Origin of the sequence: Reyranella sp., assembly GCF_965279625.1 — a bacterium.
In the GTDB taxonomy this organism is placed as follows: Bacteria; Pseudomonadota; Alphaproteobacteria; order Reyranellales; family Reyranellaceae; genus Reyranella.
This window is the reverse complement of the sequence record NZ_OZ257251.1, coordinates 4,747,409-4,767,564: the sequence shown is the minus strand read 5'-3', so window position 1 is coordinate 4,767,564 and position 20,156 is coordinate 4,747,409. Positions and strand designations below refer to the sequence as shown.

The 20,156-nt window shown below is 67.0% G+C and carries 21 protein-coding genes; 16 read left to right on the top strand and 5 right to left on the bottom strand.

Annotated features, from left to right (window positions below; all coding sequences use genetic code 11):
* Positions 1-87: 87 nt before the first annotated feature.
* Both ACQY78_RS23165 and ACQY78_RS23160 read right to left on the bottom strand, forming a co-directional pair.
* Positions 88-1,077 (bottom strand): Bug family tripartite tricarboxylate transporter substrate binding protein, encoded by a 990-nt coding sequence (locus tag ACQY78_RS23165; RefSeq protein ID WP_428679288.1) that lies wholly within the window; start codon positions 1,075-1,077, stop codon positions 88-90.
* A gap of 50 nt (positions 1,078-1,127) precedes the next feature.
* Complete coding sequence (locus ACQY78_RS23160; RefSeq protein WP_425067254.1) at positions 1,128-2,324, bottom strand: CaiB/BaiF CoA transferase family protein; 1,197 nt, start codon at positions 2,322-2,324, stop codon at positions 1,128-1,130.
* 122 nt (positions 2,325-2,446) lie between these two features.
* On the opposite strand from ACQY78_RS23160, the gene ACQY78_RS23155 reads away from it, so the two are divergent.
* The 6 genes from ACQY78_RS23155 to ACQY78_RS23130 all read left to right on the top strand — a co-directional run bounded on the left by ACQY78_RS23155 (position 2,447) and on the right by ACQY78_RS23130 (position 8,161).
* Entirely contained in the window at positions 2,447-2,758 is a 312-nt protein-coding gene (locus ACQY78_RS23155; protein WP_428679286.1) for a hypothetical protein, read from the top strand.
* A 265-nt stretch (positions 2,759-3,023) separates the two neighbouring features.
* A complete protein-coding gene (gene leuA / locus ACQY78_RS23150) occupies positions 3,024-4,727 on the top strand; it encodes a 2-isopropylmalate synthase (RefSeq protein ID WP_428679284.1) in 1,704 nt (567 codons plus the stop codon).
* A gap of 77 nt (positions 4,728-4,804) precedes the next feature.
* On the top strand, positions 4,805-5,047 hold the full coding sequence (locus ACQY78_RS23145; RefSeq protein ID WP_428679281.1) for a hypothetical protein: 243 nt from the start codon (positions 4,805-4,807) through the stop codon (positions 5,045-5,047).
* A gap of 4 nt (positions 5,048-5,051) precedes the next feature.
* Complete coding sequence (locus ACQY78_RS23140) at positions 5,052-5,321, top strand: hypothetical protein (RefSeq protein WP_428679278.1); 270 nt, start codon at positions 5,052-5,054, stop codon at positions 5,319-5,321.
* Between the two features lie 247 nt (positions 5,322-5,568).
* Positions 5,569-6,927 (top strand): TldD/PmbA family protein, encoded by a 1,359-nt coding sequence (locus ACQY78_RS23135; protein ID WP_428686468.1) that lies wholly within the window; start codon positions 5,569-5,571, stop codon positions 6,925-6,927.
* Positions 6,928-6,949: 22 nt separating this feature from the next.
* The gene (locus ACQY78_RS23130; protein WP_428679276.1) at positions 6,950-8,161 is read left to right on the top strand and encodes a lytic murein transglycosylase; all 1,212 of its coding nucleotides are present in this window, start codon (positions 6,950-6,952) and stop codon (positions 8,159-8,161) included.
* A gap of 7 nt (positions 8,162-8,168) precedes the next feature.
* On the opposite strand, the gene ACQY78_RS23125 is transcribed toward ACQY78_RS23130, so the two are convergent.
* Positions 8,169-9,104, bottom strand: a complete 936-nt coding sequence (locus ACQY78_RS23125) for a diacylglycerol/lipid kinase family protein (protein ID WP_428679274.1) — start codon at positions 9,102-9,104, stop codon at positions 8,169-8,171.
* Between the two features lie 121 nt (positions 9,105-9,225).
* On the opposite strand from ACQY78_RS23125, the gene ACQY78_RS23120 reads away from it, so the two are divergent.
* The 5 genes from ACQY78_RS23120 to ACQY78_RS23100 all read left to right on the top strand — a co-directional run bounded on the left by ACQY78_RS23120 (position 9,226) and on the right by ACQY78_RS23100 (position 12,334).
* Positions 9,226-10,041, top strand: a complete 816-nt coding sequence (locus ACQY78_RS23120) for a UDP-2,3-diacylglucosamine diphosphatase (RefSeq protein WP_428679272.1) — start codon at positions 9,226-9,228, stop codon at positions 10,039-10,041.
* Positions 10,042-10,045: 4 nt separating this feature from the next.
* Positions 10,046-11,098, top strand: a complete 1,053-nt coding sequence (locus ACQY78_RS23115) for a glycosyltransferase family 4 protein (RefSeq protein ID WP_428679269.1) — start codon at positions 10,046-10,048, stop codon at positions 11,096-11,098.
* An 88-nt stretch (positions 11,099-11,186) separates the two neighbouring features.
* Positions 11,187-11,447 carry a hypothetical protein gene (locus tag ACQY78_RS23110; protein WP_298310067.1) on the top strand — a complete coding sequence of 87 codons (261 nt, stop codon included), beginning with the start codon at positions 11,187-11,189 and terminating at the stop codon, positions 11,445-11,447.
* Between the two features lie 82 nt (positions 11,448-11,529).
* Positions 11,530-11,928: a VOC family protein gene (locus tag ACQY78_RS23105; protein ID WP_428679266.1), complete on the top strand. Its 399-nt coding sequence runs from the start codon at positions 11,530-11,532 to the stop codon at positions 11,926-11,928.
* Position 11,929: 1 nt separating this feature from the next.
* A complete protein-coding gene (locus tag ACQY78_RS23100; RefSeq protein ID WP_428679263.1) occupies positions 11,930-12,334 on the top strand; it encodes a RidA family protein in 405 nt (134 codons plus the stop codon).
* Positions 12,335-12,342: 8 nt separating this feature from the next.
* On the opposite strand, the gene ACQY78_RS23095 is transcribed toward ACQY78_RS23100, so the two are convergent.
* Both ACQY78_RS23095 and xseA read right to left on the bottom strand, forming a co-directional pair.
* Complete coding sequence (locus ACQY78_RS23095) at positions 12,343-13,074, bottom strand: ribonuclease activity regulator RraA (RefSeq protein WP_428679260.1); 732 nt, start codon at positions 13,072-13,074, stop codon at positions 12,343-12,345.
* Positions 13,075-13,200: 126 nt separating this feature from the next.
* A complete protein-coding gene (xseA, locus tag ACQY78_RS23090; RefSeq protein ID WP_428679257.1) occupies positions 13,201-14,724 on the bottom strand; it encodes an exodeoxyribonuclease VII large subunit in 1,524 nt (507 codons plus the stop codon).
* A gap of 56 nt (positions 14,725-14,780) precedes the next feature.
* Here xseA and purD point away from each other — a divergent pair, with 56 nt between their 5' ends.
* The 5 genes from purD to pncA all read left to right on the top strand — a co-directional run bounded on the left by purD (position 14,781) and on the right by pncA (position 20,093).
* Positions 14,781-16,055: a phosphoribosylamine--glycine ligase gene (purD, locus tag ACQY78_RS23085; RefSeq protein WP_428679255.1), complete on the top strand. Its 1,275-nt coding sequence runs from the start codon at positions 14,781-14,783 to the stop codon at positions 16,053-16,055.
* 102 nt (positions 16,056-16,157) lie between these two features.
* Positions 16,158-17,285 (top strand): MBL fold metallo-hydrolase, encoded by a 1,128-nt coding sequence (locus ACQY78_RS23080; protein ID WP_428679252.1) that lies wholly within the window; start codon positions 16,158-16,160, stop codon positions 17,283-17,285.
* A 21-nt stretch (positions 17,286-17,306) separates the two neighbouring features.
* Positions 17,307-18,350 (top strand): tRNA preQ1(34) S-adenosylmethionine ribosyltransferase-isomerase QueA, encoded by a 1,044-nt coding sequence (queA, locus tag ACQY78_RS23075; protein WP_428679249.1) that lies wholly within the window; start codon positions 17,307-17,309, stop codon positions 18,348-18,350.
* The gene (gene tgt / locus ACQY78_RS23070) at positions 18,347-19,471 is read left to right on the top strand and encodes a tRNA guanosine(34) transglycosylase Tgt (RefSeq protein ID WP_428679246.1); all 1,125 of its coding nucleotides are present in this window, start codon (positions 18,347-18,349) and stop codon (positions 19,469-19,471) included. Before queA ends, tgt begins: the two co-directional genes overlap by 4 nt.
* 13 nt (positions 19,472-19,484) lie before the next feature.
* The gene (pncA, locus tag ACQY78_RS23065; RefSeq protein ID WP_298310088.1) at positions 19,485-20,093 is read left to right on the top strand and encodes a bifunctional nicotinamidase/pyrazinamidase; all 609 of its coding nucleotides are present in this window, start codon (positions 19,485-19,487) and stop codon (positions 20,091-20,093) included.
* The last annotated feature ends 63 nt before the right edge of the window (positions 20,094-20,156 follow it).

Genomic DNA, 20,156 nt, shown 5'->3' with positions numbered 1-20,156 from the left:
GTGACGGTCAGGCCGTCTCGGGCGCGCCTGAAAGAAGCATGGCCGCGATTTCGCAGTGCGTAAAGTCCGCGTCGCAGTGCGGTCCGCCTACTGCGGCTCGATCCCCAGGCTCCTGATGACCTCGATCGAGACCGGCCCCTCCTCGTCGAGGACCTGGCGGAAATAGGCGGCGTCGCGCGCGCCCTCGTCGATGGCGAAGGTATCGTTGATCTTCTGAACCCGTTCGGTCCTGCCGGCCTCGACCATCAACGCCGAGAGCTTCTGCACCACCTCGGGGGGCGTGCCGGCCGGTGCGGCGCAACCGACCCAGCCGCGGATCTGGAACGCCTTCTCCGTCAGCCCCTGCTCGTAGAAGGTGGCGACGTCGGGCAGCCTCTTCATGCGCACCATGGTCGGCACCGCGATCGGCTTCACGCTGCCCGCCTGCAACACGGCCGCGCCGGACGCGTAGCTGCCGGTGGCGCCCTGGACGGCGCCGGAGGCCACGTCCTGCCACATTGCCGACTCGCCGCGATAGTGCACCGCCTCCATCTGCAGTCCGTAGTGGCGGTTCAGCGTCTCGGTAACGATATGGGCGAAGGAGCCGATGCCGTAGGTGGCGAGCGAGACTTTCCGCCCCTTGGCCCAGGCAGCGAACTCCGGGATGTTCCTGACCGGAACGTCCTTGTTCACCATCGTCGGCAGATGGCCGGTGTTGAACCAGGCGACCAGGGCGAAGTCCTTGTCGGGGTCGTATGGCAGCTTTTTGAACAGCGCCTTGTTCTGAACCATCGTCGTGGAGTTGGTGAACATCAGCGTGTAGCCGTCCGGCGGCGCCTGCTTGACGATCTCCGCGCCGATCGCACCGGCGGCACCCGCCTTGTTCTCGACGATCACCGCCTGGCCGGTCTTCTCGGCCACGTACTCGCCATAGGCACGGGCGAAGATGTCGGTGAGCCCGCCGGGCGGATAGGTGCAGACGATCCTGATCGGCCTGGCCGGCCATGCCTGCGCAATAGCCGGCGCCGGCAGCGAGGCCGCTAGCGCCGAGAACGAGCCGTAGCGCAGCAGGTCGCGCCGCGTTGTCCGCAGGATCATGATCGCCTCCCCCAACGGGCGGCGACTCGTTGTGGGGACGGCCTGTTCTTCTAGGGAGCCGTCCTGGTCGCGCCCGACTTGAGCATGGCGTCGATCTCGCCCTGCGTAAACCCGGCCTCCTGCAGGACCTCGACACTGTGCTCGCCCAACCTGGGCTGCAGGCGCGTGATCTCCGGCTTGGTCTTGCTGAAGCGCGGCGGGATGTCGGTCATGCGCAACTTGCCCTCGGTCGGATGATCGACTTCCTTCCAGAAGCCGGTCGCCTCGAGTTGCGGGTCGACGAACAGGTCGTCGAGCGTGTTCACCGGCCCGTGCGGCACATTGGAGTTCTTGAGCAACTCGACCCACTCGGCGTTGGTGCGCTCCGCACAAAGGCCCGCGAGCGTCGAATAATACTGCTCGACGTTCTTGAGGCGATTGGCCATGCCCTGGAAGCGCTCGTCCTGCGCGAGGTCCTCGCGGCCGACCAGCGTGCAGAACTCCCGCCAGTGACCGTCGGTGTAGGGCAGCAGCGCGAAGTAACCGTCCTTGGACGGATAGGGACGGCGCTCCTTGTTGAGCACGCGCTTGTAGCCCGCGGTGTCGAGCGCCGGCTTGAAGGTCTCACCGTAGAGATGCTCGACCATCACGAAGGAAACGAGCGTCTCGTACATCGGCACCTCGACCGCCTGGCCCTTGCCCGTACGCTCGCGCGCGAACAAGGCGGCCAGCAGGGCGGAGACCACGCCGTTGGAACTGGTCTTGTCGGCCACGATCGTGGGCAGGAAGCGGGGCTGGCCCGCCACCACGGTCTGCAGGGCCGCCAGGCCGGAACCGGCCTGGATGATGTCGTCGTAGGCCGCCTTGGCGCCCATGGGGCCGGCGGCGCGATAGCCGTAGGTCGCGAGATAGACGAGGCGCGGATTGATCTTCTCGAAGGCTTCGTATTCGACGCCGAGGCGTTTGGCGGGACCGGGGCGATAATTGTGCATCAGCACGTCGGCGGTCTCGGCCAGCTTGAACAGGGCGGCGCGACCGGCCTCCTGCTTGAGGTCGAGCACGATCGACCGCTTGGAACGATTGCAGCCGAGATAGAAGGCCGACATGCCGGGATTGCGCGCCGGTCCCAGCACGCGCGTCGTGTCGCCTTCGGGCGGTTCGATCTTGATGACGTCCGCCCCGAGATCGCCCAATTGCTGCGCCGCCCACGGACCCAGCACGACGGTCGTGCAGTCGAGAATGCGAACGCCGTCCAACGGACCTGCCATCTGAATTTTCCTCCGCTTCTTCACTCCCGCTTACCACAAGTTGGTCACCCTTCACGGGCGAATTCACAGGCAACATCCTTCTCCTGCAGGCGTTTCATTCTGCAGCAAAGGAGACCGCAAGAATGAACCCCGACATGCTGCGCCTGCTCGCCGCTACCGCCACCACGGGTGCCGTCCTGCTCGCTGCGACATCGGCCTTTGCGGGCGACTGGAAGAAAGGGCGCGGGCACAAGCATCACCACCACCATCATCACGGTGGAGAGGTGATCGTGATTCAGCAGCGGCCCGTCGTGTATGCGCCGCGCCCGGTGATCGTCCATCCGTCGCCGATGGGCTATGCGCCCGTGTACGAACCCCGCTACGCACCCGTTTACGGCCCGGCCTACGCCCCTGCCGGCAACCTCAGCATCGGCGTGAACGTCCCGCTGCGTTAACCCACGTTACCTCCGCGTATCGGGGAGGAGAAAACAAGCCGGGTTGACGCCCGGCGGCAAATCGACGATGTTCGCTGCCATCATGCTGCGACTGACGACGCTTCGACTTATTGGCTGATCCGCCGCCCGACCGGGAAAACCGGAAGGGCCCTGCGGATCGCTTGTCGTTCGTCTCTGTTTTCCCAACCAGTCGCCGCCTCAATTCCATCCATCGCAGTGTTCGTTTGAGCCATACGGCCGTGCGCGGCGCGAGGAGCTACCCGTCATGTCATCCCAGAATCCCCAGAAGCCCATGATGCCGAACGCGGCCGAAAAGTACGTGCCCTTCAAGCCCGTGCCCCTGCCCGACCGCAAGTGGCCCAATGCCGTGATTACCAAGCCGCCGATCTGGTGCGCCGTCGATCTGCGCGACGGCAACCAGGCGCTGATCGAGCCCATGGACTCCGACCGCAAGACGCGGATGTTCAAGCTGCTCTGCGATATGGGCTTCAAGGAGATCGAGATCGGCTTCCCGGCCGCGTCGGAGACCGACTTCGAGTTCGTGCGCGAGCTCATCGAGAAGAAGATGATCCCCGACGACGTCACCATCCAGGTGCTGACGCAGAGCCGGCCCGAGTTGATCGAGCGCACCTTTGAGGCCTGCCGCGGCGCCCGGCGCGTCATCGTCCATCTCTATAACTCGACCTCGACCCTGCAGCGCCGCGTCGTGTTCGGCCTCGACACCGCCGGCATCATCGACATCGCCGTGACGGGCGCCAAGCTGGTCAAGAAGATGGCCGACGCCGATCCCGCGACCGAGTGGGTGTTCGAGTATTCGCCCGAGAGCTTCACCGGCACCGAGCTCGAGTTCGCACGCGATATCTGCGCGGCCGTCGCCGACGTCTACAAGCCGACCCCGCAGAAGAAGATGATCTTCAACCTGCCGGCCACGGTCGAGATGTCGTCGGCCAACGTCTATGCCGACCAGATCGAATGGTGCCACCGCAACTTCAAGAATCGCGATTCGATCATCCTCAGCCTGCATCCGCACAACGACCGGGGCACCGGCGTGGCGGCGGCCGAACTCGGCTACATGGCCGGCGCCGACCGCATCGAGGGCTGCCTGTTCGGCAACGGCGAGCGCACCGGCAACGTCGACCTCGTGACCCTGGGTCTCAACATGTACACGCAGGGCGTCGATCCCGAGGTCGACTTCTCGAACATCAACGAGATCCGCCAGACGGTCGAGTACTGCAACCAGCTGCCCGTCCATCCGCGCCATCCTTATGGCGGCGATCTCGTGTTCACCGCGTTCTCGGGCTCGCACCAGGATGCGATCAACAAGGGCTTCAAGTCGCTCGAAGCGTCGAACAGCAAGGTCTGGGAAGTGCCCTACCTGCCGATCGACCCGGCCGATCTCGGCCGCAGCTACGAGGCGATCATCCGCATCAACAGCCAGTCGGGCAAAGGCGGCATCGCCTACATCCTGAAGAGCGACTACGGCATCGACATGCCGCGTCTCCTGCAGGTCGAGTTCTCCAAGGTGATCCAGCAGATCGCCGACGAGACCGGCAAGGAGATCCAGCCGGCGATGATCTGGGACACGTTCCGCAAGGAGTATCTCGAGAACGCCTCGCCGGTGGCGTTCGACAGCCACACCACGGTGCCCGACTCCGACCATCCCGACGTGCGGCTTCTCGATGCCAAGGTGACCTTCAACGGCAAGCCGGCGACCATCTCGGGCCGCGGCAACGGCCCGATCGCGGGCTATGTCGACGCGCTGGGCAAGAATTGCGGAATCCAGATCCGGGTCCGCGATTATCACCAGCACGCCACGGGCGCCGGCTCCGACGCCCAGGCCGTCAGCTTCATCGAGGCCGAGACCCCGAGCGGCAAGGTCCTGTGGGGCGTCGGCATGGACTCGAACATCGTGGCCGCTTCGCTCAAAGCCGTCACTTCGGCTGCAAACAGAGCCGCCGCCTCCAAATAAGGCTGCACGAAGGCACTGCGAACGATTAGCATCACGGGCGGGGATTTCCCCGCCCGTTTCCGTTTGGAGTGAGAGAGATGAAGCTCAGTTCGTCCGTGAAGGTTTCCGCCGTCAGCCTTGCGATCGGCGCCGCCATCGGCGCCTGCGCCGCCGGTGCCAACCAGCCCAACATGCAGGCGGCCCTCAGCTCCCTTCAGGCGGCCCGCGCCGAGCTCATCCAGGCCCGTCCCAACAAGGGCGGCCATCGCGAGCGTGCCATCAACCTGGTCAACGCCGCGATCAACGAGACCGAGGCCGGCATCAACTACGCGGGCGACTAGCCACATGCTGCCTCCCGAGCCCACGGCGGCGCTGCGGCGGCAGGAAGGCGCGATACGGCGCGGCGTTCGTCATGTCTGGAACGCCGCGATCTCGCTCATGCTGGGCACGATGATCGGCCTGCTCGGCTACCAGTTCGGCGCCGAAGCGGTGGCTCGCCTGTGGCCCGACCAGACCGTGCTCGCCGACATCGTGCGTGCCACATTCTGGACACTCGGCATCGCTGCGACCGGTGTGTTGTTCTTTTCCTACTATCTCGACGACACGGGCCGTTAGCGCGTAGAACGGCCTCATGGCCAAAGCGAAAAAGACCGCTCCGAAATCCTCCCCGAAGAAGCCGGCTGCGAAGAAGTCGGCGAAGCCCGCCACCCGGAAGGTGGTGAAGAAGGCAGCGCCGAAGAAGCCAGCGCCAAAGAAGGTCGCGAAGGCGGCCGCAAAGGTTGCCCCGAAGGTGGCCAAGCGTCCGCCGCCCAAGATGGTGCGCAAGCCTGTCGCCAAGGCCGTGGCCAAGCCAGTGGCCAAGATGGTGCGCAATACGCGGCCAGCCAGTGCGCCCGACGCCAATCTCCTGTCCGACCTGCTCAAGTGGGCAAAGGAATTCGGCGCCGATGCGGCCGACGCGCTCTACGTCAACGGCGAGTCGATCTCGGTGGCGCAGCGGCTGGGCAAGCGCGAGAAGCTCGAGAGCAGCGAGGGCCGCGATCTCGGCCTGCGCGTCTTCGTGGGCAAGCGCCAGGCCTTCGTCTCCTCGACCGACTTCGCGCCCGGCTCGCTGCGGGAACTGGCGAGTCGCGCCGTCGACATGGCGCGCGCCGTGCCGGAAGACCCGGTCTGCGGCCTCGCGCCCGAGGAGTTGCTGGCCCATTCGTGGCCCGACCTCGACCTCGACGACAAGACGCGCCCCACGGCCAGGAAGCTGATCGCGATGGCCTCCGAGGCCGAGGATGAGGCGCGCGCCGTGAAGGGCGTCACCAATTCCGAAGGCGCCGAGGCCGGCTGGGGCCGCACCTCTGTGATGCTGGCGGCCAGCAACGGCTTCTCCGGCGGCTATCGCCGCAGCGGCTTCTCGCTGTCCTGCTCGGTGCTGGGCGGCGAAGGCACCGGCATGGAGCGCGACTACGAGTGGACCAGCGCGGTCCACCTGGAAGATCTGATGTCGGCCGCCAAGGTCGGCCGCAATGCCGGCAAGTTCGTCGTCCGCCGCCTCAACCCGCGCAAGGCGCAGAGTGCGCGCGTGCCGGTGATCTATGATCGCCGCGTCTCGGGCGGCCTGATCGGCCATCTCGCCGGCGCGATCAACGGCCGCGCCGTGGCGCGCGGCACCTCGTTCCTGAAGGACAAGATGGGCGAGCGCGTCTTCGCCGAGGGCATCCGCATCCTCGACAACCCGTTGCGCAAGCGCGGGCTGGGCAGCCGCCCCTTCGACGCCGAGGGCCTGGCGACGTCGCGCCGCGCGGTGATCGACGACGGCGTGCTGACCACCTGGCTGCTCGACCTCGCGGCCGCACGCCAGCTCAACCTGAAGCCGACCGGCCACGCCTCGCGCGGCGTCTCGGGTCCGCCCTCGCCCACCACCTCGAATTTCTATCTCGAGAAGGGCAAGCTCTCGGTGAAGGAGCTGATCGGCGACATCAAGAGCGGTCTCTACATCACCGACATGATCGGCTTCGGCGTCAACGGCGTGACCGGCGATTACAGCCGCGGCGCCTCCGGCTTCTGGATCGAGAACGGCGAGCTTGCCTGGCCGGTGAGCGGCATCACCGTCGCCGGCAACCTGAAGGACATGTTCCTCAACATGACGGCCGCGAACGACCTCGAATTCAAGAGCTCGACCAACGCCCCGACCGTGAGAATTGAAGGGCTGACCGTCGCCGGCTCGTGATAAACTGCCGGGCATGACCTTCATGCCCAATGCACGAATTCTTGCCGCAACGACGGCACTTCTCTGCAGCCCCGCCCTGGTCGGGACTGCACCCGCGCACGCCCAGGATGGCGGCTTTCGCGACTGCCTGAGCAGCATCAAGGCCGATGCGCTGAAACAGGGCGTGCCGGCCTCGATCATCGATCGCGCTTTCCAGGGACTGACGCCCGACCAGAAGGTCGTCGACCTCGACAACCGCCAGCCCGAGTTCTCGCTGACCTATGCCAAGTATGTCGGCGGCACCGTCTCGCTCGATCGGATCCAGAAGGGCCAGCAGAAGCTGGCGCAGCATCGCGCCCTGCTCGACCAGCTGCAGGCCGAGTACGGTGTACCGGCGCAGTATCTGATGGCTTTCTGGGGCATCGAGACGAACTACGGCACCTACATGGGCGACTTCCGCGTCGTGCGCTCGGTCGCGACACTCGCCTGCATGACCAAGCGGAAGGAATTCTTCAGCAACGAGACGGTCCAGGCGCTGCGCATCCTCAACACCAACCACATGACCAGCGACCAGATGCGCGGCTCGTGGGCAGGCGCCATGGGCAACATGCAATTCATGCCCTCGACATTCACCCGATGGGCGGTCGACCGCGACGGCAACGGCAAGATCGACATCTGGAACAGCCTGCCCGACGCTTTCGCCTCCGCGTCCAACTACCTGCGGGGTGTCGGCTTCAAGCCCGGCCTGCCGTCGAGCGAAGAGGTGATGCTGCCCCAGGGCTTCCCGCTCGACCAGGCCGACACGACGGTCGAGAAGCCGGTGAAGGCCTGGGCCGCAATGGGCGTCAAGAAGATGAACGGCGGCGCATTGCCCGCGGTCGACGATGCCGCCTCGATCCTGCTGCCCGCCGGCTTCCGCGGCCCCGCCTTCATCGTCTATCCGAACTTCAAGGCGGTGATGAACTGGAACCGCTCGACGCTCTACGCGCTGTCGGTCGGCATCCTGGCCCGCCAGATCGCGGGCGGCCCGCCGGTGCAGCAGCAGGCCCCGGCCGACGACGCGCCGATCTCGCGCAACACCGTCATCGACATGCAGAACCGCCTGGCCCGCCTCGGCCTCTACAAGGACGAGGCCGATGGGCTCCTGGGTCCCAAGACCCGTTCGGCCCTGCGCCTGTTCCAGCAGCAACAGGCCCTGCCGGCCGATGGCCATCCGACACAGGAATCGGTGCGCCGCCTGCAGGCCGTCCAGTGAACCGGCGCTAAGCCGGCCTCAACAGCCGCACGGCCTCGGTCGAGAGGCCGATCGATACGGGCAAGGTCAGCGCGTCGTCGCCGTCGATCTGGACCGGCTGGCGACGCCCTTCGCCGGCGTCGTTCAGGACCGAGATCCTGACCTGGCGCCCGGCAACGACCCGATAGCCCGGCGTCCGCGGCAGCGTGCCCAGCACCAGGGCCGCGCCGAACCGGAGCGCGTGCATCCAGCCCCAGCGCTCGAACAGGCAGACATGCAATAGCGGGGCGCCGAGCGACGCTTGCGGCGCCACGACATAGGGGCCGGCGTAGTGACGGGCATGCGTCACGATCACCGACGCCGCCTCGTGGGCAATCCCGTCGATCTCCACGGCATAGCGCACCGGACGGTAGCGCCTCGCCTCGACCATTGAGCGCCAGACATAGGCGCCTTTGCCCCAGCGGCGCTTCAGCGGCGCACTGACGCCCGCCACCACCTTGGCATCGAAGCCGGCGCCGGCCATCAGCGAGAAACAGCGAGGACGGCCTGCGCCACTGGCCTGGCCCGGATGCATCACCACCTCGCGGCCGGACGTGATTGCCTGGGCGAGCGCCGAGGCGGTCGAGCCCAGTCCCAGCTCGTGCGCCAGCACATTGGCGGTCCCCAGCGGTACGAGAGCGAGCGGCGGGGCCGTGGCGGCGCGGGCCGCGAGGCCGTTCACCACCTCGTTGATCGTCCCGTCGCCGCCGGCGACCGCGATCACGCCATAGCGTCCGGCATCGCATTGCTCGGCAAGGCGCCGCGCGTCGCCCGCCGCCGCCGTCTCGACGACATCGACCGTCCAGCCCAGGGATCTGACCCCGCGCACGACCGCATCGACCAGCCCGCGGCGGCGACGCCCGGCGGTCGGATTGAAAATGAGGAGCACCGATGTGGCCGCGCCGGTGATTGAGGCGAATGTCATCGAACAGTCACAACCGATACACCTCCACGCAACGGCTCCCTTACACAATCCCATGCGTACCGTGCAATCTCGCACAACAGATTTAGTGCCGGCCCCACACTATCCACATGACCGTGCCCGTATGATGACGCTCCACGAGCGAAACCAGCCCGCCCGTCACAGGGCGATCTTCCTGTCCGACATCCATCTCGGCACGCGCGGCTGCCAGGCCGAGTTGCTGCTCGACTTCCTGCGGAGGAACGAGAGCGAGCATCTCTACCTGGTGGGTGACATTGTCGACGGCTGGCGCCTCAAGCGCTGGTGGTACTGGCCGCAGAGCCACAACGACGTCGTGCAAAAGATCATGCGCAAGGCCCGCAAGGGCACCAACGTGGTCTACATCCCCGGCAACCACGACGAAGCGGCGCGGCAATATTGCCAGCTCACCTTCGGCGACGTGCGCGTCGAGGACGAGGCGATCCACGAGACGCCCGACGGCAGGAAGCTGCTGGTGATCCACGGCGACCAGTTCGACGGCATCGTGCGCTACGCGCGATGGCTCGCCATCCTCGGCGACTGGGCCTATGCCGCTGCACTGCGCCTCAACACCCTGTTCAACTGGGGCCGCCGCAAGCTCGGCCTGCCCTATTGGTCGCTCTCGGCCTTCCTGAAGCACCGGGTGAAGAACGCGGTGCAGTTCATCAACGACTACGAGAAGGCCGTGGCAAGCGAAGCCCGGCGCCGCGGCGTCGATGGCGTCGTCTGCGGCCACATCCATCACGCCGAAATGCGCATGATCGACGGCGTGCTCTACTGCAACGACGGCGACTGGGTCGAAAGCTGCACCGCGCTTGTCGAGGATTTCGACGGCCGCCTGCGCATCGTCCACTGGGCGGACGAGATGGCCCGCCGCGCCTCTCGCCTGCCTTTGTCCCACGTTCAACTGGCCGCGGAGTAGGGATTTGCGCATCGCCATCGTTTCCGATGCCTGGCGGCCCCAGATCAACGGCGTCGTCCGCACGCTCGAGACGGTCGCGCGCATCCTTCGCGCCGAGGGCCACGAGGTCGAGGTGTTCGGCCCCGACCGCTTCCGCACCCTGCCCTGCCCGACCTATCCCGAGATCAGGCTGTCGCTGTTTCCCTCGTCGCGACTCAGCCACATGCTGGAGCTGTTCGCGCCCGATGCCATACATCTCGTCACCGAGGGACCGCTGGGCTGGGCGGCGCGCGGCTTCTGTCGGCGCCGCGCCATTCCCTTCACGACCGCCTATCACACACGCTTTCCCGAATATGTCCGCGCCCGCATCCGCGTGCCGCTCTCGTGGAGCTACGCCTTCGTGCGCCGCTTCCACGCGCCCTCGGCCGCGGTGCTGGTCGTGTCGCCGGCGATCCGCGACGAACTTGGCGCACATGGCTTCAGGAACCTCGTGCCTTGGTCGCGCGGCGTCGACATCACCGCCTTCAAGCCGCAGGTGCATGAGGATACCGGCGATCCACGCCCCATCTGGCTCTACGCCGGCCGCGTCGCCATCGAGAAGAACATCAAGGCCTTCCTCGACCTAGACCTGCCCGGCACCAAGTGGGTGGTGGGCGGCGGTCCGCAGCTCAAGTCGCTGCAGCACCGCTATCCGAACGTACGGTTCTTCGGCTCGGTCGACCCCGGCGAGCTCTCGTATCGCTATGCACAGGCAGACTGCTTCGTCTTCCCGAGCGTCACCGACACGTTTGGCCTGGTGATGGTCGAGGCGCTTGCTTCCGGCGTTCCCGTTGCCGGATATCCCGTGCCCGGACCGCTCGACGTCGTGACCGATTCCAGGGTCGGCGCCCTCGACGAGGACCTGCGCACCGCCTGCCTCGCCGCGGTATCGCGCACGCCCGACGATTGCCGCCGCCATGCGGAAACCTTCACCTGGGAACGCTGTGCGCGGCAGTTCCTGGAGGCGCTTCAGCCCATTGCGCGTAACCATTGGCAACCGCTGCGCAATCGCGTTGTGCCCGACGCCGCCGCGCCCTGAGCGACATATTGCCCACACTCATTGTGGGTTGCGGCTCACCCCCGAGGAAGAGTAGATGCGGCGTCCGCATTCCTGAGGGCAGACCGGCATGGCCATCCAGTACTTCGCCAAAGTGACCGCATCCGACCACGAGGTGCTGCAGCGCATCGTGAAGCATTATCCGCTCAGCTCCTATGCCGACTGGCATCTGAAGGAGATGAGCCGCATGTCCGACTGGCGCAGCCGCCGTCACGCCATCAAGATGGTGCCGGTGACGCCGCAGGAGTTCGAGGAGTACTGCAAGGAAAAGGGTGTCCCCAGCGACATCATCACCTTCAAGGCCTTCGTCTGCGAGAAGGGCGGCGGCTGATCGCCCCGCCGCTCACCGGCGCGTAACTGGTTGAAGTCACCGGCGGCCTCCCCACGTTGAGGACAGCTCGCAGGAGACTTCGATGCCAGCCCTCAATCACCTGATCGTCCACGCCAAGGACAAGGATGCGTCGGCCGAGTTCCTGGCCGGCATCCTGGGCGTCGAAGCTGGCCCGCAATGGGGCCCGTTCCGCCCGGTGCAGATGTCGAACGGCATCACCCTGGACTTCATCGGCACGACAAATCCCCGCACGACGCACTACGCCTTCCTCGTCGACGACGCGGAATTCGATGCCTCATTTGCGCGGATCCGGCACGCCGGCATTGCCTACTACGCTCATCCCAACAAGAGCGGCCCGGGCGAGATCAACCACCTCTACGGCGGCCGTGGCGTCTATTTCGAGGACCGCGACGGCAACATGCTCGAACTCATCACAAAGCCCTACGGCGATCCTCCGGGTCAGGGCGGCGAAGGAAACTGACATGGCAAAACGCGACGCGATCTTCCCTGCGAACAACCGGCATGCGCTGTACGACGCCCACAAATATTCGCCGGCCATCCGCTCGGGCGATCTCCTCTTCGTGTCGGGGCAGGTCGGCAGCCGCGACGACGGATCGCCCGAACCGGTATTCGAGAATCAGGTCCGGCGCGCCTTCACCAATCTGCGCGCGGTGCTGGCGGCCGCCGGCTGCACCTTCGACGACGTGGTGGACGTCACCTCCTTCCACACCAATCCCGAAGCGCAGTTCGAGACAGTCATGAAAGTGCGCGGCGAGGAGATCGGTGAGGCGCCCTATCCGAACTGGACAGCGGTCGGCGTCACCTGGCTTGCGGGCTTCGACTTCGAGATCAAGGTGATCGCCCGCATTCCGGCCGCTTCGGCCTGAGAGGCGTCTCACCCTCCGGCAGGTTCTCCGGCCTTGATCCACGCCTGATAGAGTATTTTCGTCTCGTCGTTCGGCGGATAGGTGCCGGTGATCGGATGGCCCTGCCCCACCCGGATGGCGACGAACTTCTCCAGCCGCTCCTGCTCGAAGGAATCGCGGGCCACCTCATCGGCGAGATGCCGGGGCACGACGATGGCGCCGTCCTCGTCGGCCACGATGACGTCGCCGGGATAGACCGGAACGCCGCAGATGCCCAACGGCACCTGCACCTCGACCGGCCGCAGGCTGGCCATGCTCGGCGGCGCTGCGGCGGCCGAGCAATAGACCGGGAAGTCGAACTTGCCGATCACCGGCGAATCGCGCATCGCCCCGTCGCTCAGCACGCCCGCGAGCCCGCGCACCTTGAGGCGCAGCGCCAGGATGTCGCCCAGGGTGCCGGACCGCGTATTGCGCTCCGTCCCGATCACCAGCACGGAGCCCGGCGGTGACTCCTCGATCGCGGTCCGCTGGGCGTTCGGCGGATCGCTGGGACTGGGCGCCTTGTCGATATCCTCGCGACTCGGGATGTAGCGCAGCGTATAGGCCGGGCCGACGATCCGCGCCGCCGCCGGATTGAGCGGCTTGACCCCGTTCACCGCGACATTGCGAAACCCGCGCTTCAACATCTGCATCGAGACGGTCGCCGTGCTCGCATACAGGAAGTTTTTGATCGTCTCGGCCGACAGCGGTTCAGCGGTCATGGGCGCTCTCTCCTCGCAACACCATTATTGTCATCCCGAGGCGAAGCCGAGGGACTTTTGCTTGGATCTTTAAAGGTCCCTCGCTGCGCTCGGGATGACAATTTTCATTTCATCCAGGCTCGTGCGTCAGAGCAACGACCCTTGATTGCCGGTGCCGTCGTCACGACGACGCGGTGAGGCTGGCGGCGGCGCAACCGGCTTAGGCGCACCCGCACCATCGGTCACGCGCGCGCCGACGCGGCCGTCGCTGAATTCAATGCTGATCGTCTGGCCGGTGCTGGTGCCGGCGGCGGCGAGGACGGGTTGGCCGTCCTGGTCGCGCACCAGGGCGAAGCCGCGATTCAGCACCGAGTGAAAGGAGTAGCTCTCCAGCAGCTTGGCGGCCTGATCGACCTGGCGCTGGCCGTTCAGCAGCAGATCGTTGCCGTGGCGCTTGAGGCGGTCGCCCAGCTGGTCGAGCCGGTCGAAGGCGCGGGCATACTTCTGCAGGGCGTCGCTCTTGAAGCGGTCGACGGCACGGGTCAATGCGCGGCCTTCGGCGACCAGCGCCTGTTCCTTGGTGGCGATCACCGCCTGCGGGCTCACGAGCCGCGCGGCCGAGAGCTGATGCGCGCGCCGCTCGACGAGCTGGCGCGCCGCCAGCGCCAGGCGCTCACCGCTGACATCGACCCGCTGCTGGCGCTCCTCGATCAGGCGGCGCGGATCGCCCAGACCGCGGGCGAGGCCGGCCAGTTGCATCGACTGCTCGCGCAGCAGGCGCGTCATGCCGCCGACCAGGCGCTTGGCATAGTCGAGCGTCTCGGTCATCAGGTCGGCACGCACCGGCACCGCCATCTCGGCGGCGGCGGTCGGCGTGGGTGCACGGCGGTCCGAGGCGAAATCGATCAGGGTCGTGTCGGTCTCGTGGCCGACGGCGGAGATCAGCGGGATGTCGGAGGTCGCGGCGGCGCGCACCACGATCTCCTCGTTGAACGCCCACAGATCCTCCAGCGAGCCGCCGCCGCGCGCCACGATCAGCACGTCGGGCCGCGGCACCGGGCCGCCTTCGGGCAGGGCGTTGAAGCCGGCGATGGCGCGGGCCACCTCGCCCGCCGCCTTCTCGCCCTGCACGGCCACCGGCCAGACCAGCACGTGGCAGGGGAAGCGGTCGCTGAGGCGGTGCAGGATGTCGCGGATCACGGCGCCCGACGGCGAGGTCACGACACCCACCACCTGCGGCAGGTAGGGCAGCGGGCGTTTGCGGTCGGCGTCGAACAGGCCCTCGGCCTGCAGCTTCTTGCGACGGTCCTCCAGCAGCTTCAGCAGCGCGCCTTCGCCTGCCAGTTCCAGCCGCTCGACGATGATCTGGTAGCGCGAGGAACCGGCATAGGTGGTGAGCTTGCCGGTGGCGATGACCTCCAGCCCCTCCTCGATCTTGATGCCGAGCCGCGGGATCGAGCCCTTCCAGCAGACGCCGTCGATCACGGCATTTTCGTCCTTGAGGCGGAAGTAGCAGTGGCCCGAGCGCGGGAAGGAGGGCTGGCTGATCTCGCCGCGCACGCGCACCCGCGGGAAGGCGGTCTCGATCTCGCGCTTCAGGGCAAAGGAAAGCTCGGAAACCGAGAATTCCGGGACGTTCGAGGGCGCGGCGGGGGCGTCGAGGTTATCCATGCGGCCCGAACCTAGCCGCTTGTGCCCCCGGCGCAAACTGTGGTCAAAGCCTCGCCATGCGAATCCTCGTGGTGGGCGGCGGCGGCCGCGAACATGCGCTGTGCTGGGCGATTTCAGCCTCCCCGCTCTGCACGAAGCTCTACTGCGCGCCGGGCAATGCCGGCATCGGGCAGGTGGCCGAATGCGTCGATGTCGGCGCCGAGGACATCGAAGGCCAGGTGGCCCTGGCGCAGCGCCTGAAGATCGATTTCGTGGTGATCGCGCCGGACGCGCCGCTGGTGGCCGGCATGGCCGACGCCTTCGCCGAGGCCGGCATCAAGGCCTGGGGTCCGTCCAAGGCGGCCGCCCGCATCGAGGGCTCCAAGAGCTTCACCAAGGAACTCTGCCGCGCCAACAACATTCCCACCGCCGCCTACGAGCGCTTCACCGAGGTCGCGCCGGCCGAGGCCTACATCAAGGCCCAGCCCCTGCCGATCGTGATCAAGGCCGACGGCCTCGCCGCCGGCAAGGGCGTGATCATCGCCGAGACGGTCGAGCAGGCGATCGAGGCGGTGCGCGACATGCTCTCGGGCAACCGCTTCGGCGCCGCCGGCGCCTCGGTAGTGATCGAGGAATTCATGCAGGGCGAGGAAGCGAGCTTCTTCGCCCTGACCGACGGCGAGCATGTCCTGCCGCTGGTCGGTGCGCAGGACCACAAGCGCGCCTTCGATGGCGACACGGGCCCGAACACCGGGGGCATGGGCGCCTACTCGCCCGCTCCGATCTTCGACGCCGCCATGCAGCAGCGCACGATGGATGAGATCGTGCTGCCGACCGTGCGGGCGCTCGCGAAGGCCGGCACGCCGTTCCGGGGCGTGCTCTATGCCGGCCTGATGATCGACGCCAAGGGCCCGCGCCTGGTCGAGTACAATTGCCGCTTCGGCGATCCCGAGACGCAGGTCTTGATGATGCGGCTCAAGTCCGATCTCGTGCCGGCCTTGCTGGCCAGCGCCGAGGGCGGGCTGAAGCATCTCGACCTGCGCTGGTCGCCCGACGCCGCCGTCACCGTGATCATGGCGACCAGGGGCTATCCCGAGTCCTATCCCAAGGGCAGCGAGATCCGCGGGCTCGCCGAGGCCGCCAGGGTCGAGGGCGTGCAGATCTTCCACGCGGGCACCAAGGCCGGCCCGGACGGGAAAATCCTCGCCAATGGCGGCCGGGTCCTGAACGTCAGCGCCATGGCCCCCACCGTCGAGGAAGCCCGCGCCCGCGCCTACCGCGCGGTCGAGCTGATTGACTGGCCGGAAGGCTTCTACCGCAAGGACATCGCCTGGCGGGCGCTCAAGGCCTGATCTTTCAAACTCCTCTCCCCCGATAGGGGGATAGGAGTTTGAAAGGCTGGCATGCGCCGCTCCCGGCAGACGCCGCCGGAAAGATGCTTTAGTTTCAAAATCATGCCTGACGCCCTCTCCGAGTCCCAGCGCCTGCTGGCCCAGCTTCGTTTTCCCTGCGGCGATGTGCCGGAACCCGGCGACATCAAGAACGTCGCCCCCGGCATCTACTGGCTGCGCATGCCGCTGCCCTTCCAGCTCAACCACATCAACCTGTGGCTGATCGAGGAGAAGGACGGCTGGACGATCGTCGACACCGGCATCAATTCGCAGGACACGCGAACCCTCTGGGAGAAGATCTTCGCCGAGAAGCTCCAGGGCAAGCCTGTGGTGCGCGTGATCGGCACCCATCTCCATCCCGACCATATCGGCCTCGCGGGCTGGCTGTGCGAGAAGTGGAACGCGCCGCTCTACATGACGCTGGGCGAGTACATGAGCGCGCAGGCCGCGCGCAACGACTTCGTCGAGAGCGAGGAGACGCGGGCCGCCCACGTCGCGCGCAACGGCGTGCCGGCCGACCGCATCGCCAACTTCCATCGCCACAAGGGCGGCTATGCCAAGGGCGTGGTGCCGCTGCCGACCGCCTTCCGGCGCATGATCCATGCGCACCCCATCACCATCGGCGGCCATCGCTGGGACGTCATCGTCGGCCGCGGCCACGCGCCCGAGCACGCCTCGTTGTGGTGCCCCGAACTCAACGTGATGATCGCCGGCGACCAGGTGCTGCCCAAGATCAGCACCAATGTCGGCGTGTGGCCTAACGAGCCGCTGGCCGATGCGTTGACCTGGTTCCTCGACGGCTTCTCGCGCTTCCGCCGCCTGCCGGCCGACGCCCTCGTGCTGCCGAGCCACGGCTTCCCGTTCATCGGCCTGCACACGCGGCTCGACCAGCTCGTGGCCCATCACGATGCGCGGCTGAACGACATGGAAGTGGCGATCGCCCGCATGGGACCGAACGGCGCGACCGGCTGGGACATGGTGCCGATCCTGTTCCCCCGCCATCTCGATAACAATCAGATCGTCTTCGCCTTCGGCGAGACGCTGGCGCATCTCCATTGCCTGGAGACGCGTGCGCGTGTGAAGCGCATCGTCGTCGACGGCGTGCACCGCTTCGTGGCCCTGGCCGATCTGAATACCCTGCCCCCTTCCGACGATTCGGATGGCGTGGTCATGGACATCGGCCAGACCTGACAAAGGCCAGATCCTCAAACAATGCGCGTCGACCTTTTCGATTTCGCGCTGCCGGACGATCTGATCGCCCAGCGGCCTGTTTCCCCGCGCGACTCCGCGCGCCTGCTCGACGTCACGGGCGAGACCCTGCACGACCGCACGGTGCGGTCCCTGCCCGGCCTGCTGCGGCGAGGCGACCTGCTGGTCTTCAACGACACCAAGGTCATCCCCGCGCGTCTGAAGGGCGTGCGGCCGGGCCAGGGCATTCGCCAGGACGTGGCGGTCGAGGCGCTGCTGATCCGCGACCTCGGGAACCGGCGCTGGCGCGCCTTCGCCCGTCCCGGGAAGCGACTACGGCCGGGCGATGCGCTGGTCTTCTCGGGCCTTCGCGCCCGCGTCGAAGCCAAGGAAGAGGACGGCTCGCTGGTGCTGGCCTTCGCCCAGGAGGGTCACGCCTTTCTCACGGCCCTGGAGCAGGAAGGCACGGTACCTCTTCCGCCCTACATTCGCGGCGGCACCGCCGACGCGCAGGACCGGAAGGATTACCAGACGCTGTTCGCCCGACATGAAGGCTCCGTCGCCGCCCCCACCGCCGGCCTGCATTTCACGCCGGAGCTGATGGCGGCGCTCGCCGACAGCGGCATCACCACGGCGGGCGTCACGCTGCATGTCGGCGCGGGCACGTTCCAGCCGGTGCGGGTCGACGACACCGACGCGCACACGATGCACGCCGAATGGGGCGAGGTCTCCGAGGCCACAGCGCGCGCCGTCGAGGCGACGCGCATCCTGGGCGGCCGCATCGTGTCGATCGGCACGACCTCGCTGCGTCTCCTCGAAACGGTGGCCCGCGAGCATGACGGCGCCCTGAAGCCGTGGAGCGGCGAGACCGACATCTTCATCACGCCGGGCTTCCAGTTCCGCGCCGTCGACCTGCTGCTGACGAACTTCCACCTGCCGCGCTCGACCCTGTTCATGCTGGTCTCCGCCTTCGCCGGGCTCGAACGCATGAAACAGGCCTATGCGCATGCCGTGGAGAAGCGATACCGCTTCTATTCCTACGGCGATTGTTGTCTGTTGCGCCGATGAGCCTTTCCTACGAGCTGCTGGGCAGCGACGGCGCCGCCCGCCGCGGCCGCATCACGACCGCGCACGGCACCATCGAGACGCCGGCCTTCATGCCGGTCGGCACGGCGGGCACGGTGAAGGCGATGCTGCCGCAATCGGTCGCCGAGACCGGCGCGGAAATCGTGCTGGGCAACACCTTCCACCTGATGCTGCGGCCGGGCGCGGAGCGCGTCGCGGCTCTCGGTGGCCTGCACAAGTTCATGAACTGGCCGGGCCCGATCCTCACCGATTCGGGCGGCTTCCAGGTGATGTCGCTCAAGGAGCTGCGCAAGCTCGATCCCGACGGCGTCACCTTCCGCTCGCCCAAGGACGGATCGCAGCATCGCCTGACGCCCGAAAGCTCGATCGGCATTCAGCGCCTGCTCGACGCCGACATCACCATGTCGTTCGACGAATGCACCAGCTGGCCCGCCGAGGAGCCGGAAGCCGCCTTCTCGATGCGGCTCTCCATGAAATGGGCCGAGCGCGGCCGCAGGGCCTTCGTGGAGCGGCCCGGCTACGGCCTGTTCGGCATCGTGCAGGGCAGTACCTTCCCGGAGCTCCGCGCGGAGAGTGCGAAGGCGCTGATCGACATCGGCTTCGAGGGCTACGCGGTCGGCGGCCTCGCCGTGGGCGAAGGCCAGGAGCTGATGTTCGGCACGCTCGACTATACGGTGCCGATGCTCCCGGCCGACCGGCCGCGCTACCTGATGGGCGTCGGCCGCCCCGGCGACATCGTGGGCGCGGTGAAGCGCGGCATCGACATGTTCGACTGCGTGATGCCGACGCGCGCCGGCCGCACGGCGCAGGCCTTCACACGGCGCGGCGAGCTCAACATGCGCAACGCCCGCCATCGCGACGATCCGCGGCCGATCGACGAGCAGTGCGGCTGCCCCGCCTGCAAACACCACAGCCGCGCCTATCTGCATCACCTCATCCGCGCCGACGAGATCCTGGGCGCGATGCTGCTCACCTGGCACAATCTCCACTACTACCAGGATGTGATGCGCGGGCTGCGCGGCGCCATCGAGAGCAAGACCCTGGAGTCCTGGATCGCCTCGTTCGAGCGCGACCAGGCGCTGGGCGACATCCCACCCCTGTAGCGGAGCGCACCGGATGCCGAACGAGGCCCTGATCGTCGTCGACGTCCAGAACGATTTCTGCGAGGGCGGTGCGCTGGCGGTCGCCGGCGCCAACGCCATCGTCCCGCTGGTCAATCGCCTGATCGGCCGCCACGACCATGTCGTGCTCACGCAGGACTGGCATCCCGCCGGCCATGCCTCGTTCGCGAGTTCGTGGCAGGACGCCGAGCCTTTCTCGACCGTGCAATTCCCCTACGGACCGCAGGTCCTGTGGCCGGACCATTGCGTCCAGGGCACGCCGGGCGCCGCGTTCCATCCCGACCTGGAGATCACCAAGGCGCAGATGATCGTGCGCAAGGGCTTCCATACCGGCATCGATTCCTATTCGGCGTTCCGCGAGAACGACCGCATGACGCGCACCGGCCTCGACGGCTACCTGAAGGCGCGCGGTTTCACGAAACTGATCTTCTGTGGGCTGGCGCTCGATTACTGCGTCGCCTGGTCGGCCATCGATGCGCGCCAGGCGGGCTTCGACGTGGCCGTCGTCGTGGAAGCGACGGCCGCCATCGACCTCGACGACAGCCGCAAACGCATGATGAGCGACATGCGCCGCGCCGGGATCAATCTGAACGCGACGGCCTAGGCGCTGCGCCCCCGGCGCAGCGCCGGCGGCGTATAGCGCTGCAGGGAGCGAAGCGACCGAAGC